This window comes from Telluria sp. RB2R28 (assembly GCF_059685835.1).
Genome location: NZ_JCASIK010000001.1, coordinates 1,601,094 through 1,620,365, shown reverse-complemented (window position 1 = coordinate 1,620,365; position 19,272 = coordinate 1,601,094). Strand labels below are relative to the sequence as shown.

Below are 19,272 nucleotides of genomic sequence, written 5' to 3'. Positions count from 1 at the left end.
ATGACAAGGTTATCCCATGAAAAAGCTTCACATGCTGTTCGCGATGGTGCTGTACATGCTCGCCCAATCTGCCTGGGCGGCGCCAGTCGGCTGGTACGACCTGAAGGCAACCTGGCGCGACGGCGCGTTTGACGGGCAGTTCTACTACGACAGCAGCGCGCCCACGCACGTCACGGCGGTCCAGGGCACGCTGGTCGACCTGGTGCGCACCGTCGCCATCGACCGGGTCTGGAACCTGAGCCAGGACGAGCCCCAGCCATGGATCTTTCTGAGCAATACCAATCCCGCCGATCCGGGTGGCCATGACGCCGGCTTTTACCTGACACTGGTCGATCTGGGCACGTCGCTCACGCTCGACCTGGCCGGGATGAATGGCCTGTACGACTGGAGCGACTGGGATGTCTACAATCCTGGCCAGCTCGACGACTCGCCGCTGCTCTCGTTCAGCATCGTGCAGGCGAATGAAGTGCCGGAGCCGGCCAGTGCGATGCTGCTGCTGGGTGGGCTGGCGGGGCTGCTGGCGCTGCGCCGCCAGCGTGCCGTCAACGGCTGACGCACAGGGCGTTGTCTGGCCGGGCGCGAATCGATCGGCCAGATGATTATTGTTGACCGGGCGACGAGCGGCGGGCGGCGCGGTTGCATAATCCATCGCACCCTGAGTGATGATGGAGACACGATTTGCCAACCTTCCTCCCGGCCCGGCGCCGCTTCGTGCAGCTCGCGGCCGCCCTGGCCGCCGTGCCGGGCGCGCCGGCCGTCTCCTCGGCCACCACTGCCAACATCCCCGGCAAGGGCAAGCCGGTGACCGGCACTGCGCTGCACTGGCTCGACGGCCAGCCGCCCGCCCGCTTCGAGGGTGCCACACTCGGTGTGCCCTGGCCGCGCGGCACGCTGCGCCTGCCGGCCAACAAGACACTGCAGTTCACGCTCGGCGCGGGGGCGCCGGCGGTCCAATCCTGGCCCCTGGCCTACTGGCCGGACGGTTCGCTCAAGTGGACGGCGCATGCGGTGGCTGCCGGCGCCACCGCGCCCGGCTGGAACCTGAAGGCCGGCGCCGGCACTGCGCCAACGGCCGGCGTATCGGTCACGCAGTCGGCTGCGGCGATCGTGATCAGCGCGGGCGAGCTGGCCTGGACCGTGCCGACGAGTGGCGAATACCTGGTCGACAGCGCCACGCGCGCCGGCCGCGTAACGATGCAGCACCTGCGGCTGGTCGCGCTGCGTCAGGATGGCGCCGAGCTTGAAGGGGCGGGCAGCGTGCAGCGCGAGGCATTCACCAGCAAGGTCACGCGCGTCGCGCTCGAGCAAAGCGGCCCGGTGCGCGCCGTGGTCAAGCTCGATGGCGTTCACGTCGCCCGCGCGGGGAGTAGCCGCACCTGGCTGCCGTTCTCGGTACGCCTGTACTTTTACGCCGGCGCGGACAGCGTGCGCATCGTCCATTCGTTCATGTTCGACGGCGACCCGGCCACCGACTTCATCGGCGGCCTGGGCGTGACGGCGCAGGTGCCGATGCGCGACGCAACCTATGACCGCCACATCCGCTTTGCCGGCGAAGGCATTGGCGTGTGGGGCGAAGCCGTACGGCCCGTGACGGGACTGCGGCGCGACCCCGGCCAGGCATTCAAGGACGCGCAGGTGGCCGGCAAGGCGCTGCCGCCGCTGGCCGGCATGGCCAGGCCGGTCCAGGATGGCATGCGCTGGATCCCCGAGTGGGGCGACTTCACGCTGGCGCAGCCGACGCCGGACGGCTTCACTCTGCGCAAGCGTACCCGCAGTGGCCATGCCTGGATCGATGCGAATGCCGGCACCCGCAGCAAAGGGCTGGTCTATGCAGGCGGGGTGTCGGGCGGCGTCGCGCTCGGCTTCAAGGATTTCTGGCAGCGCGCGCCGGGCCAGCTGGACGTGCGGGGCGCCGCGACCGCCATGGCCGACGTCACCGCCTGGCTATGGTCACCATCGGCCCCGGCGATGGACATGCGCTCGTACCGCTCGGCCGACGGCATGGACACGTTCGAAGAGCAGATCGCGGGCCTGAACATCACCTACGAGGATTACGAACCGGGCTGGGACGCGTCGACGGGGGTGGCGCGCACCACCGAGCTGCAGCTGTGGGTGCTGGATGGCACGCCGTCGCACCAGGCGTTCTCGGACATGGCCGGGCAGGTGGCCGATCCGGCCCGGCTGGTGCTCGATCCTGGCCGGATCCACACCTGCGGCGTGTTCGGCGACTGGGACCCGGCCGAGCGCAGCACGCCGGCGCGTGCGGTGATCGAGGATCACCTGGCGTTCCGGCTCGACCAGTACCTGCGCGAAGTCGAGCAGCACCGCTGGTATGGCTTCTGGTCGTACGGCGACGTGATGCACAGCTACGACAACGACCGCCACATGTGGCGCTACGATATCGGCGGCTACGCCTGGGACAACTCGGAGCTCTCGACCGACCTGTGGCTCTGGTACAGCTATCTGCGCACCGGGCGCGCCGACATCTTCAGGCTGGCCGAGGCGATGACGCGCCATACGGGCGAAGTTGACGTCTACCATGCGGGCCCGTTCAAGGGCTTCGGCACGCGCCACGGCGTGCAGCACTGGTCCGACTCGTCCAAACAGCCGCGCGTCTCGAACGCGGCCTACCGGCGCATCTATTATTTTCTGACTGCCGACGAGCGCACGGGAGACCTGATGCGCGAGCTGCTCGATTCGGACGCCGACCTGCACAAGGTCGACATCGGCCGCAAGCTGCGTCCCTTGTCCACTCCGGGCGCGCTGCCCACCAGCGCGCCATCGCCCAGGCCCTATCCGCTCGTGGAAGCGTCGTTCGGCACCGTCTGGGGTTCACTGGCAGCGGCCTGGCTGGCCGAGTGGGAACGCACGGGCGACACGCGCTGGCGTGACAAGATCGTGCATGGCATGCGCACGATCGGCGCGCTCGAGCGGCGCTGGTTTGCCTCCAGCGCGCCGTACGATCCGAACACCGGCACATTCAGCGGACCGGGCGACACCGTGCGTCTCTCGCAGCTCAATGGCGTGTTCGGCGTGGTCGAAATGAGTTCGGAGTTGCTGACCCTCGTCGACGAGCCGGGCTACCGCAAGGCCTGGCTCGAATACTGCCGCAACTACAACGGGTCGACGGAGGAACTGGTTGTGCTGCTGGGCAGCGCGCCACGCGGGCGCGCCCAGCCCGATTCGCATTCGCGCCTGACCGCCTATGCGGCCCACCACGAGCGCGACCGGGCGCTGGCCCTGCGCGCCTGGCGCGAGCTGTTCGCATCGGGCTTCATGAAGTCGCATGCGGGGGCGCGCAAGGTCGGCGGCGTGGCGGTGCTGCGCGCGCTGGACGAACTGCCGGATATCAGCACCAACAGTTCGGCGCAGTGGAGTCTGGCGGCGATCCAGAACCTGGCACTCGTTGGCGACACGTTGGACGAGGCGGCGCGCGCCGCGTCCATCATTTTCTACAACACGTCCCCGCAAAAGGAACCCAAGTGATGCCCACTTCCTGTTTCAGCCGCCGCCGCACCACCATGTCGCTCCTGGCCGCGCCCTTGTACTTGGGTACTTGGCCGGCCCTGGCCGCGCAGGCCAGCCAAGCCGACATCACGGCCCACGGCGCCGTGGCCGACGACAGCACGGTCAACACCGGGGCCATCCAGAAGGCCATCGACACCCTGGCCTCTAGCGGCGGCGGCACGGTCGTCGTGCCGCGCGGCGTGTTCGTCAGCGGCGCGCTGTTCTTCAAGCCGAAGGTCAACCTGCACCTGGCCAGGGGCGCGGTCCTGAAATGCTCGACGGACCTGACGCATTTTCCGGCCGGGCGCACGCGGATCGAGGGCCACTTCGCCGCGCACTTCAATCCGGCCCTGATCAATGCCAGTGGTTGTGACGACTTCCATATCAGCGGCGAAGGCACGCTCGATGGCGCCGGGCGCCCGATCTGGGACCAGTTTTGGAAGCTGCGCAATGCGGCCAGCGACCCGGGCAACTTCCCGAACATCAGCGTCCCGCGCGCCCGCCTGGCGCTGATCGAGCGCTCGCGCGGCGTGATCGTCGAAGGCGTGACGTTCAAGGATTCGCAGTTCTGGAACCTGCACCTGTACCGCTGCCAGGATGTACTGGTGAAGAATGCGCGTTTCGTGGTGCCGGATGACTATCAGCAGGCGCCCAGCACCGACGGGATCGACATCGACAGCAGTCAGCGCGTGACGATCGACGGCTGCTACTTTTCGGTGACCGACGACTGCATCGCCGCCAAGGGCTCGAAAGGCCCGTTCGCACTGGACGACAAGGACAGCCCGCCCGTGGTCGGCATCCGCGTGCGCAACTGCGAATTCCGGCGCGGCCACAGCGTCATGACGCTCGGCAGCGAAGCGACGCTGGTGCGTGACGTGCTGGTCGAGGATTGCCGTGTGACCGGGCACGTGCTCAACGTGGCGGTGCTTAAGCTGCGGCCGGACACGCCCCAGCACTACGAGAACATCCACCTGCGCAACCTGACGCTCGACTCGCCGCGCGGCGCGATCGTGTCAGTGCAGCCGTGGACGCAGTATGTCGACCTGAAAGGTGCGCCGCCGCCCAGGTCCATCGTACGAAATCTCAGCCTGGTGGGGATCAAGGGCCGTTACGGTGGCTTCGGCAAGATCGCCCCGAATCCCGACCAGACCGCGATCAGCGACATCGTGTTCAGGGATATCGTGCTGACCCTGGCCGACGCGCGGCCGGACATCTCGGGCGCGAGCGGGGTGCGCCTGGAGAATGTTGTCGTCAATGGACAGCAGGTGACGCTGTAGATGCCGCTTTGAGCAGGCCTGCGCCCGCAGCGGCGCGGCACACGTGCACGGTGGCCTGCTCGCCATTGGGCGCGCGGTAATCGCGCGCCACGGCCAGGCGGGCCGCCTCCACCAGGCGTTCCGGCACCAGCGCCACGACACAGCCGCCAAAGCCACCGCCCGTCATGCGCACGCCACCAGCCTCGCCGATCGCCGACTTGATGATCTCGACCAGGTGGTCGATGGCGGGCACGGTGATCTCGAAGTCGTCGCGCATCGAGACGTGTGATTCGGCCATCAGCACGCCCATGCGCGCCAGGTCGCCGGCGGCGAGCGCCAGCGCGGCCGCTTCCACACGTGCGTTCTCGCTTACCACATGGCGTGCGCGCTGCAGCACGACCGGATCGAGGCCGGTGCCCACGGTCTGCAGGGCGGCCAGGTCGACGTCGCGCAGGGCCGGCACGCCGAAGTAGCGCGCGGCTGCTTCGCACTGCGCGCGGCGCGTGTTGTAGGCGCTGTCGACCAGGCCGCGGGTGATGTGCGACTCGACGATCATGATCGCCGCTCCCTCAGGGATCGGCACCGGCCGCACATCGAGCGAACGGCAGTCGATCATCAACGCATGGTCCGCGACCCCGCAGGCGGAGCTGATCTGGTCCATATTGCCGCATTTGCAGCCGACGAAGTCGTTCTCGGCGCGCTGGGCGATCAGGGCGCCTTCGATCGGCGTCAGGTCCTGGAACGCCGGCTGGGTGGAGAACAGGGTGCACACGGCCACCGACAGAGAGGCCGACGACGACAGGCCGGCGCCCTTCGGCACATCGCCCGCGATCACAAGGTCCATACCGCGCGCGGCGCCGTGCGGCGATTCGCGTTCCAGCAGTTCACGTACCACGCCGCGCACGTAGTTGGCCCACATCGGTGCGGCCAGGCGTTCGATCGGCGCGTCCAGCGAAACCGTGTCGACGGGGTCGTCGTAGTCGGCCGCCACCACCCGCAGCACGCGGTCGTCGCGCTCGCGCGCCACGATCACCGTGCGGTAGCCGATCGCGCAGGGCAGTACCAGGCCGTCGTTGTAATCGGTATGCTCGCCGATCAGGTTGACGCGGCCCGGCGCCTGGACCTTGACCGTTGGTGGCTGGCCGAACGCGGCCAGGAAGACATCGGCCGCGCGGGCCGTCAGGAAATCGCTCATCGTGTTGTCAAGGTGTGGGTTCGGTCGGGAGGGCGTCGAGGTAGTGCACGTCATCGGACACGGCGCGCAGCATCGCGGCCGCCTGCTCCGGCGTCAGGTCACGCTGCGCTTCGGCCAGCATCTCGAAGCCCACCATGAACTTGCGCACGGAGGCCGAACGTAGCAGCGGTGGATAGAAATGGGCATGCAGCTGCCAGCCGTCAGCATTGTCACCCCGGTCACCCCGGTCATCCTGTCCATACGGCGCGCCGTGCCAGCCCATCGAATACGGGAACGAGGTCTGGAACAGGTTGTCGTAGCGCGTGGTCAGGCGCTTGAGGGCGAGCGCCAGGTCGGTGCGCTGGGCATCGGTCAGGTCGTCGAGGCGGCGTACCGCGAAGCGGGGCAGCAGCAGGGTTTCGAATGGCCACGCGGCCCAGTAGGGCACGACGGCCAGCCAGTGTTCGGTGGCGACCACGACCCGTTCCTGGGCCTGGGCTTCGCGCTCGACGACGTCGAGCAGAAGCGTGCGGCCATGCTCTGCGCGGTAGGCGCGCTGCTGGCGGTCTTCACGCGCTGGCAGGTCGGGCAGGAAGCTCGTTGCCCACACCTGGCCGTGCGGGTGGGGATTGGAGCATCCCATCGCCGCGCCCTTGTTCTCGAAGACCTGGACCCAGCGATAGCGCTCGCCCAGCTCGGCCGACTGCGCGCACCAGGTATCGATCACCTCGCGCAGCGCCGGCAGCGCGAGCTGCGGGAGCGACTTCGAATGGTCGGGCGAGAAGCAGATCACGCGGCTGGTGCCGCGCGCACTCATGCTCTGGAACAGCGGGTCGGCAGCGGGTGGCGCGTCGGGCGTGTCGGGCGTCAGTGCGGCGAAGTCGTTCTCGAAGACATAGCTGCCCTGGTAGTCGGGATTGCGTTCGCCGTTGACCCGCGTGTTCCCGGCGCACAGGTAGCAGCCGGGGTCGTGGGCCGGCCGCGTGGCGCGGTCGACGGCCTCCTGCTGCCCCTGCCAGGGGCGCTTGGCGCGGTGGGGCGATACCAGCACCCAGTCGCCGCCGAGCGGATCGTAGCGGCGGTGCGGATGGTCGGAAGGATTGAACATGATCGGGCCTTGTCTGGTTCGGATAGCCGGAAGACTACCATCCCAGCCCGTAAATGGCGACCAGCAGCACGCAGATCACGGCCGAACCCAGGGCAAAGCCGCCATCGACCCGGAACAGCGTGCGGTCGATCTGCATGCGCTTGAGCGAACCGTCCTGCCGGGCCATCGTGCTCATCACGACCATGCCGATGACGACCATGATGAACACGATCAGCATCCGGTCGAGGAACGGGATCTCATACACGCCGGCGCCATTCCGGACGGCGAAGCCGATCGGCGCCAGGAAGCCCAGGTCCATCGCGAGCGGCAGAAACTTCAGGAAGATCGAGAACACCAGGCCGCCGATGGTCGCGAACATCGCCGCTGCAGCGGTGGTCTTGCGCCAGTAGAAGCCGAGCAGGAACATGGCCAGGATGCCGGGCGAGACGAAGCCCGTGTATTCCTGGATGTACTGGAAGCCGCCTTTCTTGTCGATGCCCATCAGCGGCGCGAGCATCACCGCCAGCGCCATCGAGACGACCACCGACACGCGGCCGATCCACACCATGCGCTGCTCGCTGGCTTCGCGGTTGAAGTGCTTGTAGTAGACGTCGAGCGTGAAGATCGTGGCGATGCTGTTGGCTTTGCCGGCCAGCGAGGCGACCACCGCCGCCGTCAGGGCCGCAAAAGCCAGGCCCTTGATGCCGGCCGGGAGCAGGGCGAGCAGGGTCGGGTAGGCGCGGTCGGGATTGAGTTCGCCATTCACGCGCATCGCGTCGCCCAGCGTGCCCGACTTGTCGAGTGCATAGGCGGCGATGCCCGGCAGGACCACGATCACCGGCATCAGGAGCTTCAGGAACGCTGCGAACAGCAGGCCCTTGCGGGCGGTGTGCAGGTTGGCGCCCAGCGCGCGCTGGATGATGTACTGGTTGCAGCCCCAGTAGTTCAGATTCACGATCAGCATGCCGCCAATGATGGTCGACATGCCCGGCAGGTCCATGTAGTGCGGATCGTCGCGCGACAGGATCATGTCGAAGTGCTCGCCCGCACGCAGATACAGTTCGCTCATGCCGCGGATGGCGCCCTGGCCGCCGGCCAGCGCCGCCACCAGGTCGAGCGCGATCCAGGTGGTCACCAGGCCGCCGATCACGAGACACAGCACCTGGATCACGTCGGTGTAGCCGATGACCTTCATGCCGCCGAGGGTGATGACGGTGGCGAACACCGCAAGGAACAGCATGCAGGCCATCACGTCCAGGCCCGCGATGCTGCTGATCGCCAGTGCGCCGAGATACAGGATGGCGGTCAGGTTGACCACCACGTACAGGCCGAGCCAGAAGATCGCCATCGTCGTGGCCACCGCCTTGCCGTAGCGCTGCTCGAGGAACTGCGGCATCGTGTAGATGCGGTTCTTCAGGTAGACCGGCATGAAGAAGATGGCGACGATCACCAGCGTCAGCGCCGCCATCAGCTCGTACACGGCGATCGCCATGCCGATGCGGTAACCGGAGCCGCTCATGCCGATGAACTGCTCGGCCGAGATGTTCGAGGCGATCAGCGAAGCGCCGATGGCCCACCAGGTCAGCGAGCCTTCGGCCAGAAAGAAGTCGTGGGTGGCCTTGCCGGTGGTGCGCTTCTTGCGCCAGTAGATCCAGATGCCGTAGGCCGAGATGGCCACGAAGTAGACCAGGAAGACGAAGGTGTCGAGGGTGGTGAATGGGGTCATTGAATTCGCTGTCTCTGTGCGGCCGGGTACGAGCGTCCCGCCTGCTGTTATGTGCCTGACGCGGCGCGCGGCCTTCGCCCCCCGGCGCACTGTGTCGGTAGGCCGGCAGACGAATAGTACTCTGCGGCACGGCTACTGCTGCGGGCAGGACTACTCAATCTGGTGATTGATTGACAGCGAAACGATCAGTGCGGCGATGTTGCGTGAAATCGTGCCGGATAAATCGGGTTGCCCTGGCCGCTCTCGGGGGTCAGTCCGACGGCGGCATGCCGTAGTAGTCCGGGGCGCCGTCCATCACGACGTCGATGCGGTCGAGCACCACGCCCGGGTCGAGGGCGTACACGCGCAGGGTATGCCGTCCCGGCGCGAGCCGCTCCAGCGTCTTGCTGCGCACGGCCATATTGGCCAGGACGTTGTGCTTCCATTCGTCGCTGCGCCCGAACGTCGTGTAGTCGAGTGTCTCGAGCGCGCCGTCGTCCAGCTGCACTGCGATGCGCACCCGGTTTTCGACGGTCAATGCATGGACCGGCAGCGCGACAAAACGCACGGTGGCGCCGCCTTCGCTATGGGTCTGGAAGCGGTATTCGAGTGGCGCTGCGCCCTCGAGCGCATCCGCGCCGCGCGAGGCCAGGTCCAGGCGGGCGCGCATGGCTTTGCCCGATGTGCCCAGGCCGGGCAGCGCTTCCCAGTCCGGCGCGGGCGCGGCGCTGGCCGCCGGCAAGACCACGATCCGTTCGCGCTCACCGGCCACCGCGCCGTCGGACGCCTGCACCTGGACGTTGACCTTCAGCGTATGCGCGCCACAGCGCAGGGAGAGCGCCGGATCGGCCGTCCCGTCAAACTGCACGGTGAGCCGCTGCTCGTGGCCATGGGCGGCGTCGAGCCGGCCCGATGCGATGTCCACGCGCACGCCGCGCGCGCCGGGCGCAAGCGACCAGGCGGCGTCCTCGCCGCCATGGCTCACCAGCGTCAGCTGGCGGCGGGTGCCCCGTCCGGCCGGCACCACGAGGGTGCTGGCCTCGACCGAGAACGGCGCCGGGTAGACCAGGCTGCAGCCGCGCCGTGCGGATCTGCCATAGACCGGATACACCGGCTCGGCAAAGACCGGCAACCGGCGCGGCGCGATGTCCATGAAATGGGCCCATTTGCCATTCGACAGGCCGTTGTAGCGGGCGGCGTCGGCCACCAGCCTTGCGTGAGCCGCCTCGGCCTGGCGTACGTACAGAGTGGATGACGGTCGTTGCTGGCGCGCGTAGTCGGCGGCCAGATCGAGCTTCAGGATGCGCTCGTTCAGGCTGGCGCTGGAACGCACCGGGTAGAGCACCAGCTGAAAATACGCATCGTGCAGGGACGCAGGCAGCTTGTCGTTCAGCCCTTCGGCGCGGTGCACCAGGTCGCGGTAGGCGGCCAGGCGCCGCTCGGCTTCCTCGCCGCCGGTGCGCATGTACTCGGTGGTGCGTACCTGGCGCGTGGGTTCGGTCTGGCTCCAGCCCATGAATTCCGGACGGCGCTCCCAGGCCAGCCGGTAGTATTCCAGCATGATCGCGGTGACTGCTCCGGCACGCGCAGCGCCGAACTGGCGCGCAGCCCAGGTGGCCAAGTGGTCAGCCGGGGCCTCGCGTAGAACGTTCGCATCGAAGGCGGCGTCGAGGAAGTACTCGGTCAGGTATTCGTTGGGCTTGATGTCGCCCACGTTGACGACCCAGAGCCGATGCGCGCCGGTGGCCCAGGCACGCTGGAGCTGGTCTCGGATCAGGGCAGGGTGGGTGGTGCCCAGCCACAGGTAATCGTGCGGCCGGCCCCAGTACGACACGTGGTAATAGATGCCGTTGCCGCCGCTGCGGGCGCGCTCGCGCGGTGTGCCGAGCTGGCTCAGGTAGCCGTAGTTATCGTCGGGCCAGACCAGCGTCGCGTCGTCCGGCACCCGCAGGCCGCGGTTGTAATAGTCCAGCACTTCCTTGTACATCGTGAATGCCTGCGGGATGCGCGCGGCCGGCTTGCCCAGGCTGCGCTCGAGCATGGCGCGCTGCAGCGTGACGACGTCTTCCACGGTCGCGCGCGCATGGTCCGGACTCGTCGCCCCCTCCATGGCCGAGTCGTGCACGCCGCGCAGGCCAAGGGTGTAGACGTTCTCGAAATCCTTGACCTCGTCCACGCGGCCCTGCCAGTAGCCGAGCAGCGCGTCGCGGTTGGTGAACCAGTTGAATTCGCCGAAGGACGTTCGCCACTCGCCGACGTTATTGCGCATCATCGGCTCGGCATGCGAGGTCCCGACGACGATCGCATGGTCATCGGCCGCCCGGGCATTGCCGGGGATCGTGTAGAAGGCCCCGGTGCTGTCGTGCATGGCGGGCCACAGCAGGTTGGCTTTCAGGCGCCACATCAGCTCGAACACGCGTGTGTAGGTGCGTGGGCCGATGTCTCTGGCGGGATCGTGGGTCTTCGCGGCCCACGGCTGCAGGCCCCAATCCTCGTCGTTGATGAAGATGCCGCGGTAGGCCACGGACGGCGCGGCCGACAGCCGCAGCCCGCCGTCGAGTACCAGGTTGGCGCGCCGCGCCGGCCTGACGTCGGCCCACCATTCCCACGGCGAGACGCCCAGTTCGCGCGACGCGTCGACCACGCCATAGACCGCGCCACGGCGCTCGGCGCCGGCAATGAGCAGTAGCTCACGGCCCCCGGCGCGGCCGGCGGCGCGGACATAGCGCTCCTGCTGGCCCGCCAGCGGCGTCAGGTCGATGTCCATGGCGGCAGCGACCTGGCGCACCAGCGCCGAGTCGGCGGTGCCGATCACGATGCAGCGCTGCGGGCAGTCGGCCAACTGCACGGCGCGCTGGCTGGCGATGCCGGTCAGCTGCTCCAGGTCGCGCCCGAGCAGGTCGCCGGCCAGCCGCATGGTGATGCTGCCGTCGGTGACGAGCACGGGCAGGGCGCCGTCACGGTCCAGGGCGAAGGGGCCGGCATGGACGATGCCGCTTGCCAGCAAGGCACCAACGAAGAGCAGGCGCAACGGTTTCATTGGTGTCGGGTCCGGGACAAAAGACGGCATATGGTAATGCGGACGGACATGTCAGTCATGGCTGGAGCGCTCAACTGCATGAGCATTTGGCGCAGGCTGCGCGCGCGGTAACCGGCATTGGCAGGACGCGCCCAGATTCTCCGGGGTGTCAGCTGCCAGCTCCCGGCCGATGCAATCACAAGATTGATTGCTGCCGGCGTCGGCGCGCACCTATACTCGGCGGGCACTGATATATCAGCTGGCCTGCGCCGGACAATATCAACAGACGGGACACCATGAGCACGCTTCTCACCGCCTTCTGGCTCTTTCTCGCTGCAGCCGCCTGCCTGCCGGCGTCGGCGCAAGACCTCCGTCCGACCTTCCTGCTCACCGGCGCGCTGCAGCGCGACACGCAGGATCTGTCGGGACAGTGGACGTATTCGAAGGACCTGTACCGCACGGGCCTGAACGACATCAACGGCTGGGTCGCCAAGTCACGCATGCAGCGCTTTCGCGACGTCGATGTCGCCGCCGTCGAAGCCAGGGGCGGCGTGGACTTTTATGAGTTCGACCTGGACCGCGGGCCGATCATCAATGTGCCGGGCGCCTGGAACGCCGCCGCACCCGAGTTGCGCTACTACGATGGCCTGGTCTGGTTCCAGCGCAAGTTCGCCGCCCAGGCCCTGCATGGCCAGCGCGCCTTCCTGCGCTTCGAGGCCGTCAACTACCGCGCCTACGTCTACCTGAACGGCAAGGAGATCGGCCGCCACGAGGGCGGTTTCACGCCGTTCGTACTCGAGGTGACCGAGGCGCTGCGCGCCGGCGGCAACCGCCTGGTGGTAGGTGTCGATTCGAGCCACGATGCGCAATCGATCCCGACCTTCATCACCGACTGGGACCTGTACGGCGGCATCACGCGCCCGGTGCGCCTGGTGACCACCCCGGCCACGTTCATCGACGACGCGACAGTGGGCCTGCGCCCGGACGGGCGTATCGCCGGCGAAGTGCGCCTTCAGGGACCGAAGGCGGCCAACCAGCCCGTGGAGATTGCGATCGGCGAGCTGGCCAGCATCCGCGCGGTGACCGACGCCGAGGGCCGCGCCGTCTTCGACCTGTCGGTCCCGAAGGACCTGGAGCGCTGGTCGCCCGACCAACCCAGGCTGTACGATGTCCGCGTCGTCGCCGCCGGCGACCAGTTGCGTGACCGCGTGGGCTTTCGCACGATCGCCGTCGAGGGCAGCCAGATCCTCCTTAACGGCAAGCCACTGTACCTGCGCGGGATCTCGCTGCACGAAGAGGAGTTCGGTCCGAACCCGGCGCGCAACATGACCGGGCAGGCCTCGCGCGCGCTGCTGCACGAGATCAAGCATGGCCTGAACGCGAACTACGTGCGCCTGTCGCACTACCCGCACGCAGAGACCACGCTGCGCCTGGCCGACGAAATGGGGCTGCTGGTATGGAGCGAAATCCCGGTCTACTGGAGCGTCGACTGGGACAACCCGGCCGTGCTGCGCAAGGCACTCGCGATGCAGGCCGAGACCATCTACCGCGACCGCAACCGCGCCGCGGTGATCCTGTGGAGCGTCGGGAACGAGACGCCGGTGGCGCCGGCGAGAACGCGTTTCCACGCCGCGATGGCCGACAATGTGCGCCGGCTCGACCCGACCCGCCTGGTCAGCGCTGCACTGCTGGTCGAACGCAAGGGCGATGAACTGCAGATCCAGGACCCGCTGGTCGACAAGCTCGACGTGCTGGCGATGAACGTCTATGCCGGCTGGTATGGCGGCGACTCGCTCGAGGCAATCCCGAAACTGAAGTGGAACGTGCCGGGCGGGCGGCCGCTGATCCTGTCCGAATTTGGCGCCGACGCGCTTGCCGGTTACCGCAACGACGGCATGAAGAAGTTCAGTGAGGAATATCAGGCCGAGTACTACCGCAAGACGCTCGCGATGGCCGACGCCATTCCGACCCTGCGCGGGATGTCACCGTGGATCCTGAAGGATTTCCGGTCGCCGCGGCGCGAGCACCCGGTGTTCCAGAATGGCTGGAACCGCAAGGGCATCATGTCCGAGACGGGCGTGCGCAAGCAGGCGTTCGGCGTGCTGGCTGACTACTACCGCAGCAAATGACCAGTCCACGCCATGAGGCGCCGGCGCGCTTGTGATCAAGCCGGATACCTGGGGCCCGTGGTCACGAACATCCCGCCCTGCAGGAAGGTACTCAGGTCGTCCTCCGGCGGATAGGCAAACGGCTGGCCCGCGTCCACGGTGAACTGGGCCGCGCTGTCCTTCGCCTGAAACGCCAGGTGGCGCGCGGCGCGGTCGTCCCACCAGCTACCGGGATTGTCGGACACGCCGAAGGTGATCGTGTGGCCCACGCGCGGCGTCACCAGCGCGCGGCGCAGCAGTTCGACCAGGTCGTCGAGGCTCAGCCAGGTCACCATCTGGCGGTGCGTGACCGGCTCCGGGAAGCAGTAGCCGATGCGGATGCATACCGTCTCCACCTTGAACCGGTCCCAGTAATAGCGCGACAGGTTCTCACCCCACACCTTCGACAGGCCGTAATACCCATCGGCGCGCGGCAGCATGCCGGCATCGACACGCTCGCTCGTCTCGTACATGCCCATCGTGTGGTTGCTGCTGGCGAACACGACGCGCCGGATGCCCAGCTTGTGCACCGCTTCGTACAGGTTGACCAGTCCCAGGATATTGGCCTGCATGATCGGTGCGAATTCGACCTCGGTCGATACACCGCCGAAGTGCAGGATGGCGTCCACGCCGTCGCACATCCGCAGCACCTGGTCGCGGTTGGCCAGGTCGCATTGCACGACCTCTTCGCCAGGGCCTGCGGGGCCGATATCGGCCACGTCGGCCAGGCGCACGATGTCGGCAAAGGCGTGCAGGCGTTCGCGCAGGCGGCGGCCCAGGTTGCCGCCTGCGCCGGTGAGGAGGATGCGTCGGAATGGTTTGCTCATGGTCGTGGGTAAACAGGAAGAACGTCGGAGCGCCATTACCGGGCGATTTCGCGCGAGCGTCAATGCGGCCAGCGCGATTGCTCACGATGTTGAGCGAAACCACCCCGCGCACGCGCATATCGCTCAGGTAGATGATTCTTTCTAGGCTTCATGGAATGTCGCAACGGTCCACACATAGAATGTTTTCAAGGCCGAGCAGTACACCGATAACAGAGCCCATGGAGACGATTGATGAATCATGTAACGACACGCACGCAAGTGCTTCACCCGACCCGCTGCGCGCGAGCGGTAGCCACAGTGATTGCCGTCCTGGCTGCGCACGGCGCGCTGGCACAGGAAGCCGGGCAGGCCGCAGCGGCAACCGCAGCGCCCGCAGCCAGCACGGCGCCAGCCACCATCAGCGACGCGCAGACCGCGCCCGCCGTGGTCCACATCGCCGGCACGCGCCGCTCGGTGGCTTCGGCCATCGACCGCAAGCTGCGCGCCAGCACCGTCTCTGACTCGATCGTGGCCGAAGACATCGGCCAGTTCCCGGACAAGAACGTCGGTGAAGCGCTGTCGCGCGTGACGGGTGTGCAGCTCTCGCGCGACTTCGGCGAAGGCTCGCAAGTGTCGATCCGCGGCGTCGAGCCGGACCTGAACCGCATCGAGATCAACGGCATGTCGGTGCTCAGTACCGGTGGCAACGCCGGCCGCGGCGCCGAACTGCGCGAACTGGCTTCGGAGCTGATTGGTTCGATCGACGTCTACAAAGGCATCACCGCCGACATGACCGAAGGCGGCGTGGGCGGCTCGGTATCGATCAAGACGCGTAAACCGCTCGACTTCAAGGAGCCGACGATCGGCACCAGCATCTCGGCCGAGCACTCAACCTCGCGCGGCGGCGTCCAGCCGCGCGCCAATCTGTACATGGCCGACAAATACCTGAACGGCAAACTGGGCCTGATGGCCAACTTCGTCTACGACAAGGTCCACACGCGCAACGACTACGCCCGCAACACGTCGTGGCGCTTCATCCAGGACTGGGACCGCTCGCCGGAGAAAACGGTGGTCAGCCGAGACGCGGCGCTGGCGGCGATTGGCAACCAGGCCAGCTGCTCGACGGCCGGCCTCACTACCGCGCAGCGCACCGCATGCCTGAGCCAGTGGTACGACTACTCGCCCGGCATCGCGCGCTACGGCATCTGGACGCGCGACCACAAGCGCTCGTCGGGCGAAGTCACCGCGCAGTACGAATTCAGCAAGGACTTCAATGCGTGGGTCAGCTACCAGGCCAATATGCAGCGCCAGAGCCTGAACGACCGCAACTTCGGTACTGATTTCCCGAATGCCTCGCGCCTGGCCAACACCGGCGCGGCGCCGGTCTACAATCCAGCCACCGGCGTGCCAAGCACGGTCGGCCGCTGCGACGCGCCGACCACGACGCCATCGGACATGGTGATCACGAACCACCATGTCACGTCCTACACGGTCGGCAACTGCCTGTTTGCCGCCGGCCAGGGCGGGCAGGGCGCGTTCGGTACCTCGTCGCGCGACTTCCAGCTCGATATCGATTCGCGCTACACCACCTCGGGCTTCAACTTCAAGCGCGACCGCCTGGAGATCGATGGCCTGTTCGGCACCTCGAAATCGCTGTACGACAGCGACAGCAACAACATCTCGCTGACCCAGAACGCGCCGGGCCTGAAAGTGACGCTGGACGAGCAGGGCCTGCCGCGCTTTACCTTCCCCGCCGGTTACAGCCCCGATGATCCGGCTTCGTACGTGCAGGCGCAGCTGCAATACCGCCCGAGCGAAACGAAGAACAGCGAAGACCAGGCCAAGATCGACCTGCGCTACCGCCTGTCCACGCCATTCTTCACCAGGGTGCACTTCGGCGCGCAGGCACGGCGTGCCGAATCGACGCAGTACAACGGTGGCGGCTACCTGGCCAGCAATGGCGCCAACCTGGCCTCGACCGCCGACGACATCAACGTGCGCGGTGCGAACGTGAACCAGACCGCGATCTACGATCCGCTCTATCGGGGCAGCGCGCAGCGTCCGAACGACGCGCAGTCGTTCATCAATTCGGGCTACGCCACGAGTTATCTCAACGCGTCGCAGATGGCGAACCTGATCAGCGCCGTCAGCGGCCGCTCGCCGGGCACCTTCTTTGGTGGCCTGGGCGACGTCAAGGGCCTGCCTTCGGGCTGGATGTCGCCGGTATATGCGAACGGGGTCCAGTTCTTCGACACCTCGGCCTTCAACCACGACTACCTGTACAACGCGCCGGGCAGCGATGGCAAGACGTATGCGCAGATTCCGGCATTCGGCGTGAAGGAAAAGATCGCCGCCACCTACCTGCGCCTGGATTACGCGACCCAGCTGTTCGGTTATGAAGTCGACGGCAACTTCGGCATGCGCTACACCCGTACCGACAACAGCTCGTCGGGCCTGTCGCGCTACGCCGTGCGCACGGCCACCTCGCCCGGCTCGGCCACCTTCACCGACGTCGTCGTGAGCAATGCCGTATCGACGGTCGATAACACCTACCACGACTGGCTGCCAAGCTTCAATGGTGCCTTCTGGTTCATCGATAACAAATTCCTGGCGCGTGTCGGCTGGGCCAAGGCGATGGCGCGGCCGCGCATGGACCTGCTGGCGCCGAACGCCACCTGCGTTTTGAACAGCGGTAATCCGCAGTTCGGCGGCGAAGGCGTCGACACCTGCACGGCTGGCAATCCGGACCTGAAGCCGTACCGTTCGACCAACAGCGACTTCAGCCTCGAGTACTACCCGACCCGTGACAGCCAGCTGTCGCTGGCGCTGTTCCAGAAGGACATCTCGAGCTACGTGATCGAGCGCGTGCTGACCCGTGACGTGGACCTGTTCAAGAATGGCCAGCGCTTCAACGTCACCCAGGCGGTCAATGGCGAGGGCGCGACCACCAAGGGCATCGAGCTCGCGGGGCGCACGGCGCTGACCTTCCTGCCAGGCTGGCTGGGCGGCTTCGGCGTGGACGCGAACTACACCCGCATGGACTTCAAGTATGCAGCGGGTGCCGAGCGCCTGAACATCCTCGACGGCACCGTGCTGCCTTACCCGGGCATGTCCAAGAGCGCGTACAACCTCTCGCTGTGGTACGACCAGGGGCCGATCAATGCGCGCCTGGCCTACACCTGGCGTGACCGCTTCTTCACCGGCAGTAACGATGTCTCGGGCAACCCGGTGTTCCAGGAAAAGACGGGCTTCCTTGATGCGAAGATCCAGTACCGCTTCAACGACCGCGTGTCGCTCTCGCTGGAAGGCAAGAACCTGACCGACGAATCGCAGCGCACCGACGCCGGCGACCCGTTCCGGATCAACGAACTGGCCTGGTCGGGACGCCGCTACTTCCTGACCCTGGGCGTCAAGATCTGATTCCTGCCCGCCTGTCTGCAGCCAGTCACCTCAGGGTGACTGGCTTTTTCGTTTGAGAGGACACGATGAATATTACTTACCTTGCCGTGCCAGGCATGCTGCTGGCGCTGGCCGGCTGCCAGGTGGCGCCCACGGCGCCGGCTGAGATTCGGGTTGAGACTCGTTTCGCCAATCCGCTGGTGCAGCAGCGCGCCGATCCCCACGTCACGTTGCAGCCGGATGGCTGGTACTACTTCACGGCCACGGTGCCCGAATACGACCGCATCGAGGTGCGCCGTGCGCGCAGCCTGAATGACCTGGGCAAGGCCGAGGCGAACGTCGTCTGGCGCAAGCACGCCAGCGGCGAGATGGGCGCCCATATCTGGGCGCCGGAGCTGCACCGGATCGACGGCAAGTGGTACCTGTACTTCAGCGCCGGTCGCGCCGACAAGGTGTGGGAGATCCGCCTGTATGTGCTGGAAAACAGCGCTGACAATCCGCTGGAAGGCGAATGGATCGAGCGCGGCCAGCTCAGAACGGGTTGGGAGAGCTTCAGCCTTGACGCCACCACCTTCGCGCACCGCGGCCAGCGCTACCTGGCCTGGACCCAGGGGGCGCCCGATGGCAGCAAGGGCACGAATATCTATCTGGCGCGCATGGACGGACCGCTGGCGATCCGCCAGCCCGCAGTGCTGCTCACGCGGCCCGATCTGCCCTGGGAACAGATCGGCCACCACGTCAACGAGGCGCCGGCGGTGCTGGTCAAACATGGCCGCGTCCTGCTGACGTATTCGGCCAGCGCCACCGACGCCAACTACGCGCTGGGCCTGGTCAGCGCGCGCGACGACGCGAACCTGCTCGATGCTGCGGCCTGGACCAAGTCGCCGGTGCCGGTGCTGCGCAGCAGCGAGAAGAACGGCCAGTATGGCCCGGGTCACAACAGCTTCACCACCAGCCCGGACGGCAAGACCGACATCCTGGTCTACCATGCGCGCAACTACCGCGACATCGTCGGCGAGCCGCTGCGCGACCCGAACCGGCATACGCGCGCGCAGCCGATCAGGTGGCGCGCCGATGGGATGCCGGATTTCGGCGAGCCGGTTGCGGACTGATGGCTTTTTCGGCGCGGCGCGACAATCCCGCCCGTCTTGATGACGATTTGCAGCAAAGGA

11 protein-coding genes are annotated in these 19,272 nt (G+C 66.9%); 6 read left to right on the top strand and 5 right to left on the bottom strand.

What is annotated here, in order from left to right; genetic code table 11:
- The first annotated feature begins 16 nt into the window (after window positions 1-16).
- From AC56LV_RS07055 to AC56LV_RS07045, 3 genes are all read left to right on the top strand, one after another.
- Window positions 17-553, top strand: coding sequence for a PEP-CTERM sorting domain-containing protein (locus AC56LV_RS07055; protein WP_499556664.1), 537 nt, complete (start codon window positions 17-19; stop codon window positions 551-553).
- 125 nt (window positions 554-678) lie between these two features.
- Window positions 679-3,486 (top strand): exo-rhamnogalacturonan lyase family protein, encoded by a 2,808-nt coding sequence (locus AC56LV_RS07050; protein WP_499556663.1) that lies wholly within the window; start codon window positions 679-681, stop codon window positions 3,484-3,486.
- Entirely contained in the window at window positions 3,486-4,784 is a 1,299-nt protein-coding gene (locus AC56LV_RS07045) for a glycoside hydrolase family 28 protein (protein ID WP_499556662.1), read from the top strand. The genes AC56LV_RS07050 and AC56LV_RS07045 overlap by 1 nt, the downstream gene beginning before the upstream one ends.
- On the opposite strand, the gene galK is transcribed toward AC56LV_RS07045, so the two are convergent.
- The 4 genes from galK to AC56LV_RS07025 all read right to left on the bottom strand — a co-directional run bounded on the left by galK (window position 4,759) and on the right by AC56LV_RS07025 (window position 11,769).
- A complete protein-coding gene (gene galK, locus AC56LV_RS07040) occupies window positions 4,759-5,958 on the bottom strand; it encodes a galactokinase (RefSeq protein ID WP_499556661.1) in 1,200 nt (399 codons plus the stop codon). The genes AC56LV_RS07045 and galK overlap by 26 nt on opposite strands.
- Before the next feature lie 7 nt (window positions 5,959-5,965).
- The gene (locus tag AC56LV_RS07035) at window positions 5,966-7,045 is read right to left on the bottom strand and encodes a UDP-glucose--hexose-1-phosphate uridylyltransferase (RefSeq protein ID WP_499556660.1); all 1,080 of its coding nucleotides are present in this window, start codon (window positions 7,043-7,045) and stop codon (window positions 5,966-5,968) included.
- A 34-nt stretch (window positions 7,046-7,079) separates the two neighbouring features.
- On the bottom strand, window positions 7,080-8,750 hold the full coding sequence (locus AC56LV_RS07030; RefSeq protein ID WP_499556659.1) for a sodium:solute symporter family transporter: 1,671 nt from the start codon (window positions 8,748-8,750) through the stop codon (window positions 7,080-7,082).
- A gap of 250 nt (window positions 8,751-9,000) precedes the next feature.
- Complete coding sequence (locus AC56LV_RS07025; RefSeq protein WP_499556658.1) at window positions 9,001-11,769, bottom strand: glycosyl hydrolase 115 family protein; 2,769 nt, start codon at window positions 11,767-11,769, stop codon at window positions 9,001-9,003.
- 275 nt (window positions 11,770-12,044) lie between these two features.
- Here AC56LV_RS07025 and AC56LV_RS07020 point away from each other — a divergent pair, with 275 nt between their 5' ends.
- Complete coding sequence (locus AC56LV_RS07020) at window positions 12,045-13,877, top strand: glycoside hydrolase family 2 protein (protein WP_499556657.1); 1,833 nt, start codon at window positions 12,045-12,047, stop codon at window positions 13,875-13,877.
- Between the two features lie 35 nt (window positions 13,878-13,912).
- Here the strand turns inward: AC56LV_RS07020 and AC56LV_RS07015 are convergent, their stop codons facing one another.
- On the bottom strand, window positions 13,913-14,722 hold the full coding sequence (locus AC56LV_RS07015) for an NAD-dependent epimerase/dehydratase family protein (protein ID WP_499556656.1): 810 nt from the start codon (window positions 14,720-14,722) through the stop codon (window positions 13,913-13,915).
- A 231-nt stretch (window positions 14,723-14,953) separates the two neighbouring features.
- On the opposite strand from AC56LV_RS07015, the gene AC56LV_RS07010 reads away from it, so the two are divergent.
- Together AC56LV_RS07010 and AC56LV_RS07005 are read left to right on the top strand one after the other, a co-directional pair.
- On the top strand, window positions 14,954-18,121 hold the full coding sequence (locus AC56LV_RS07010) for a TonB-dependent receptor (RefSeq protein ID WP_499556655.1): 3,168 nt from the start codon (window positions 14,954-14,956) through the stop codon (window positions 18,119-18,121).
- 65 nt (window positions 18,122-18,186) lie between these two features.
- Window positions 18,187-19,212, top strand: coding sequence for a glycoside hydrolase family 43 protein (locus AC56LV_RS07005; protein ID WP_499556654.1), 1,026 nt, complete (start codon window positions 18,187-18,189; stop codon window positions 19,210-19,212).
- Window positions 19,213-19,272 lie beyond the last annotated feature (60 nt).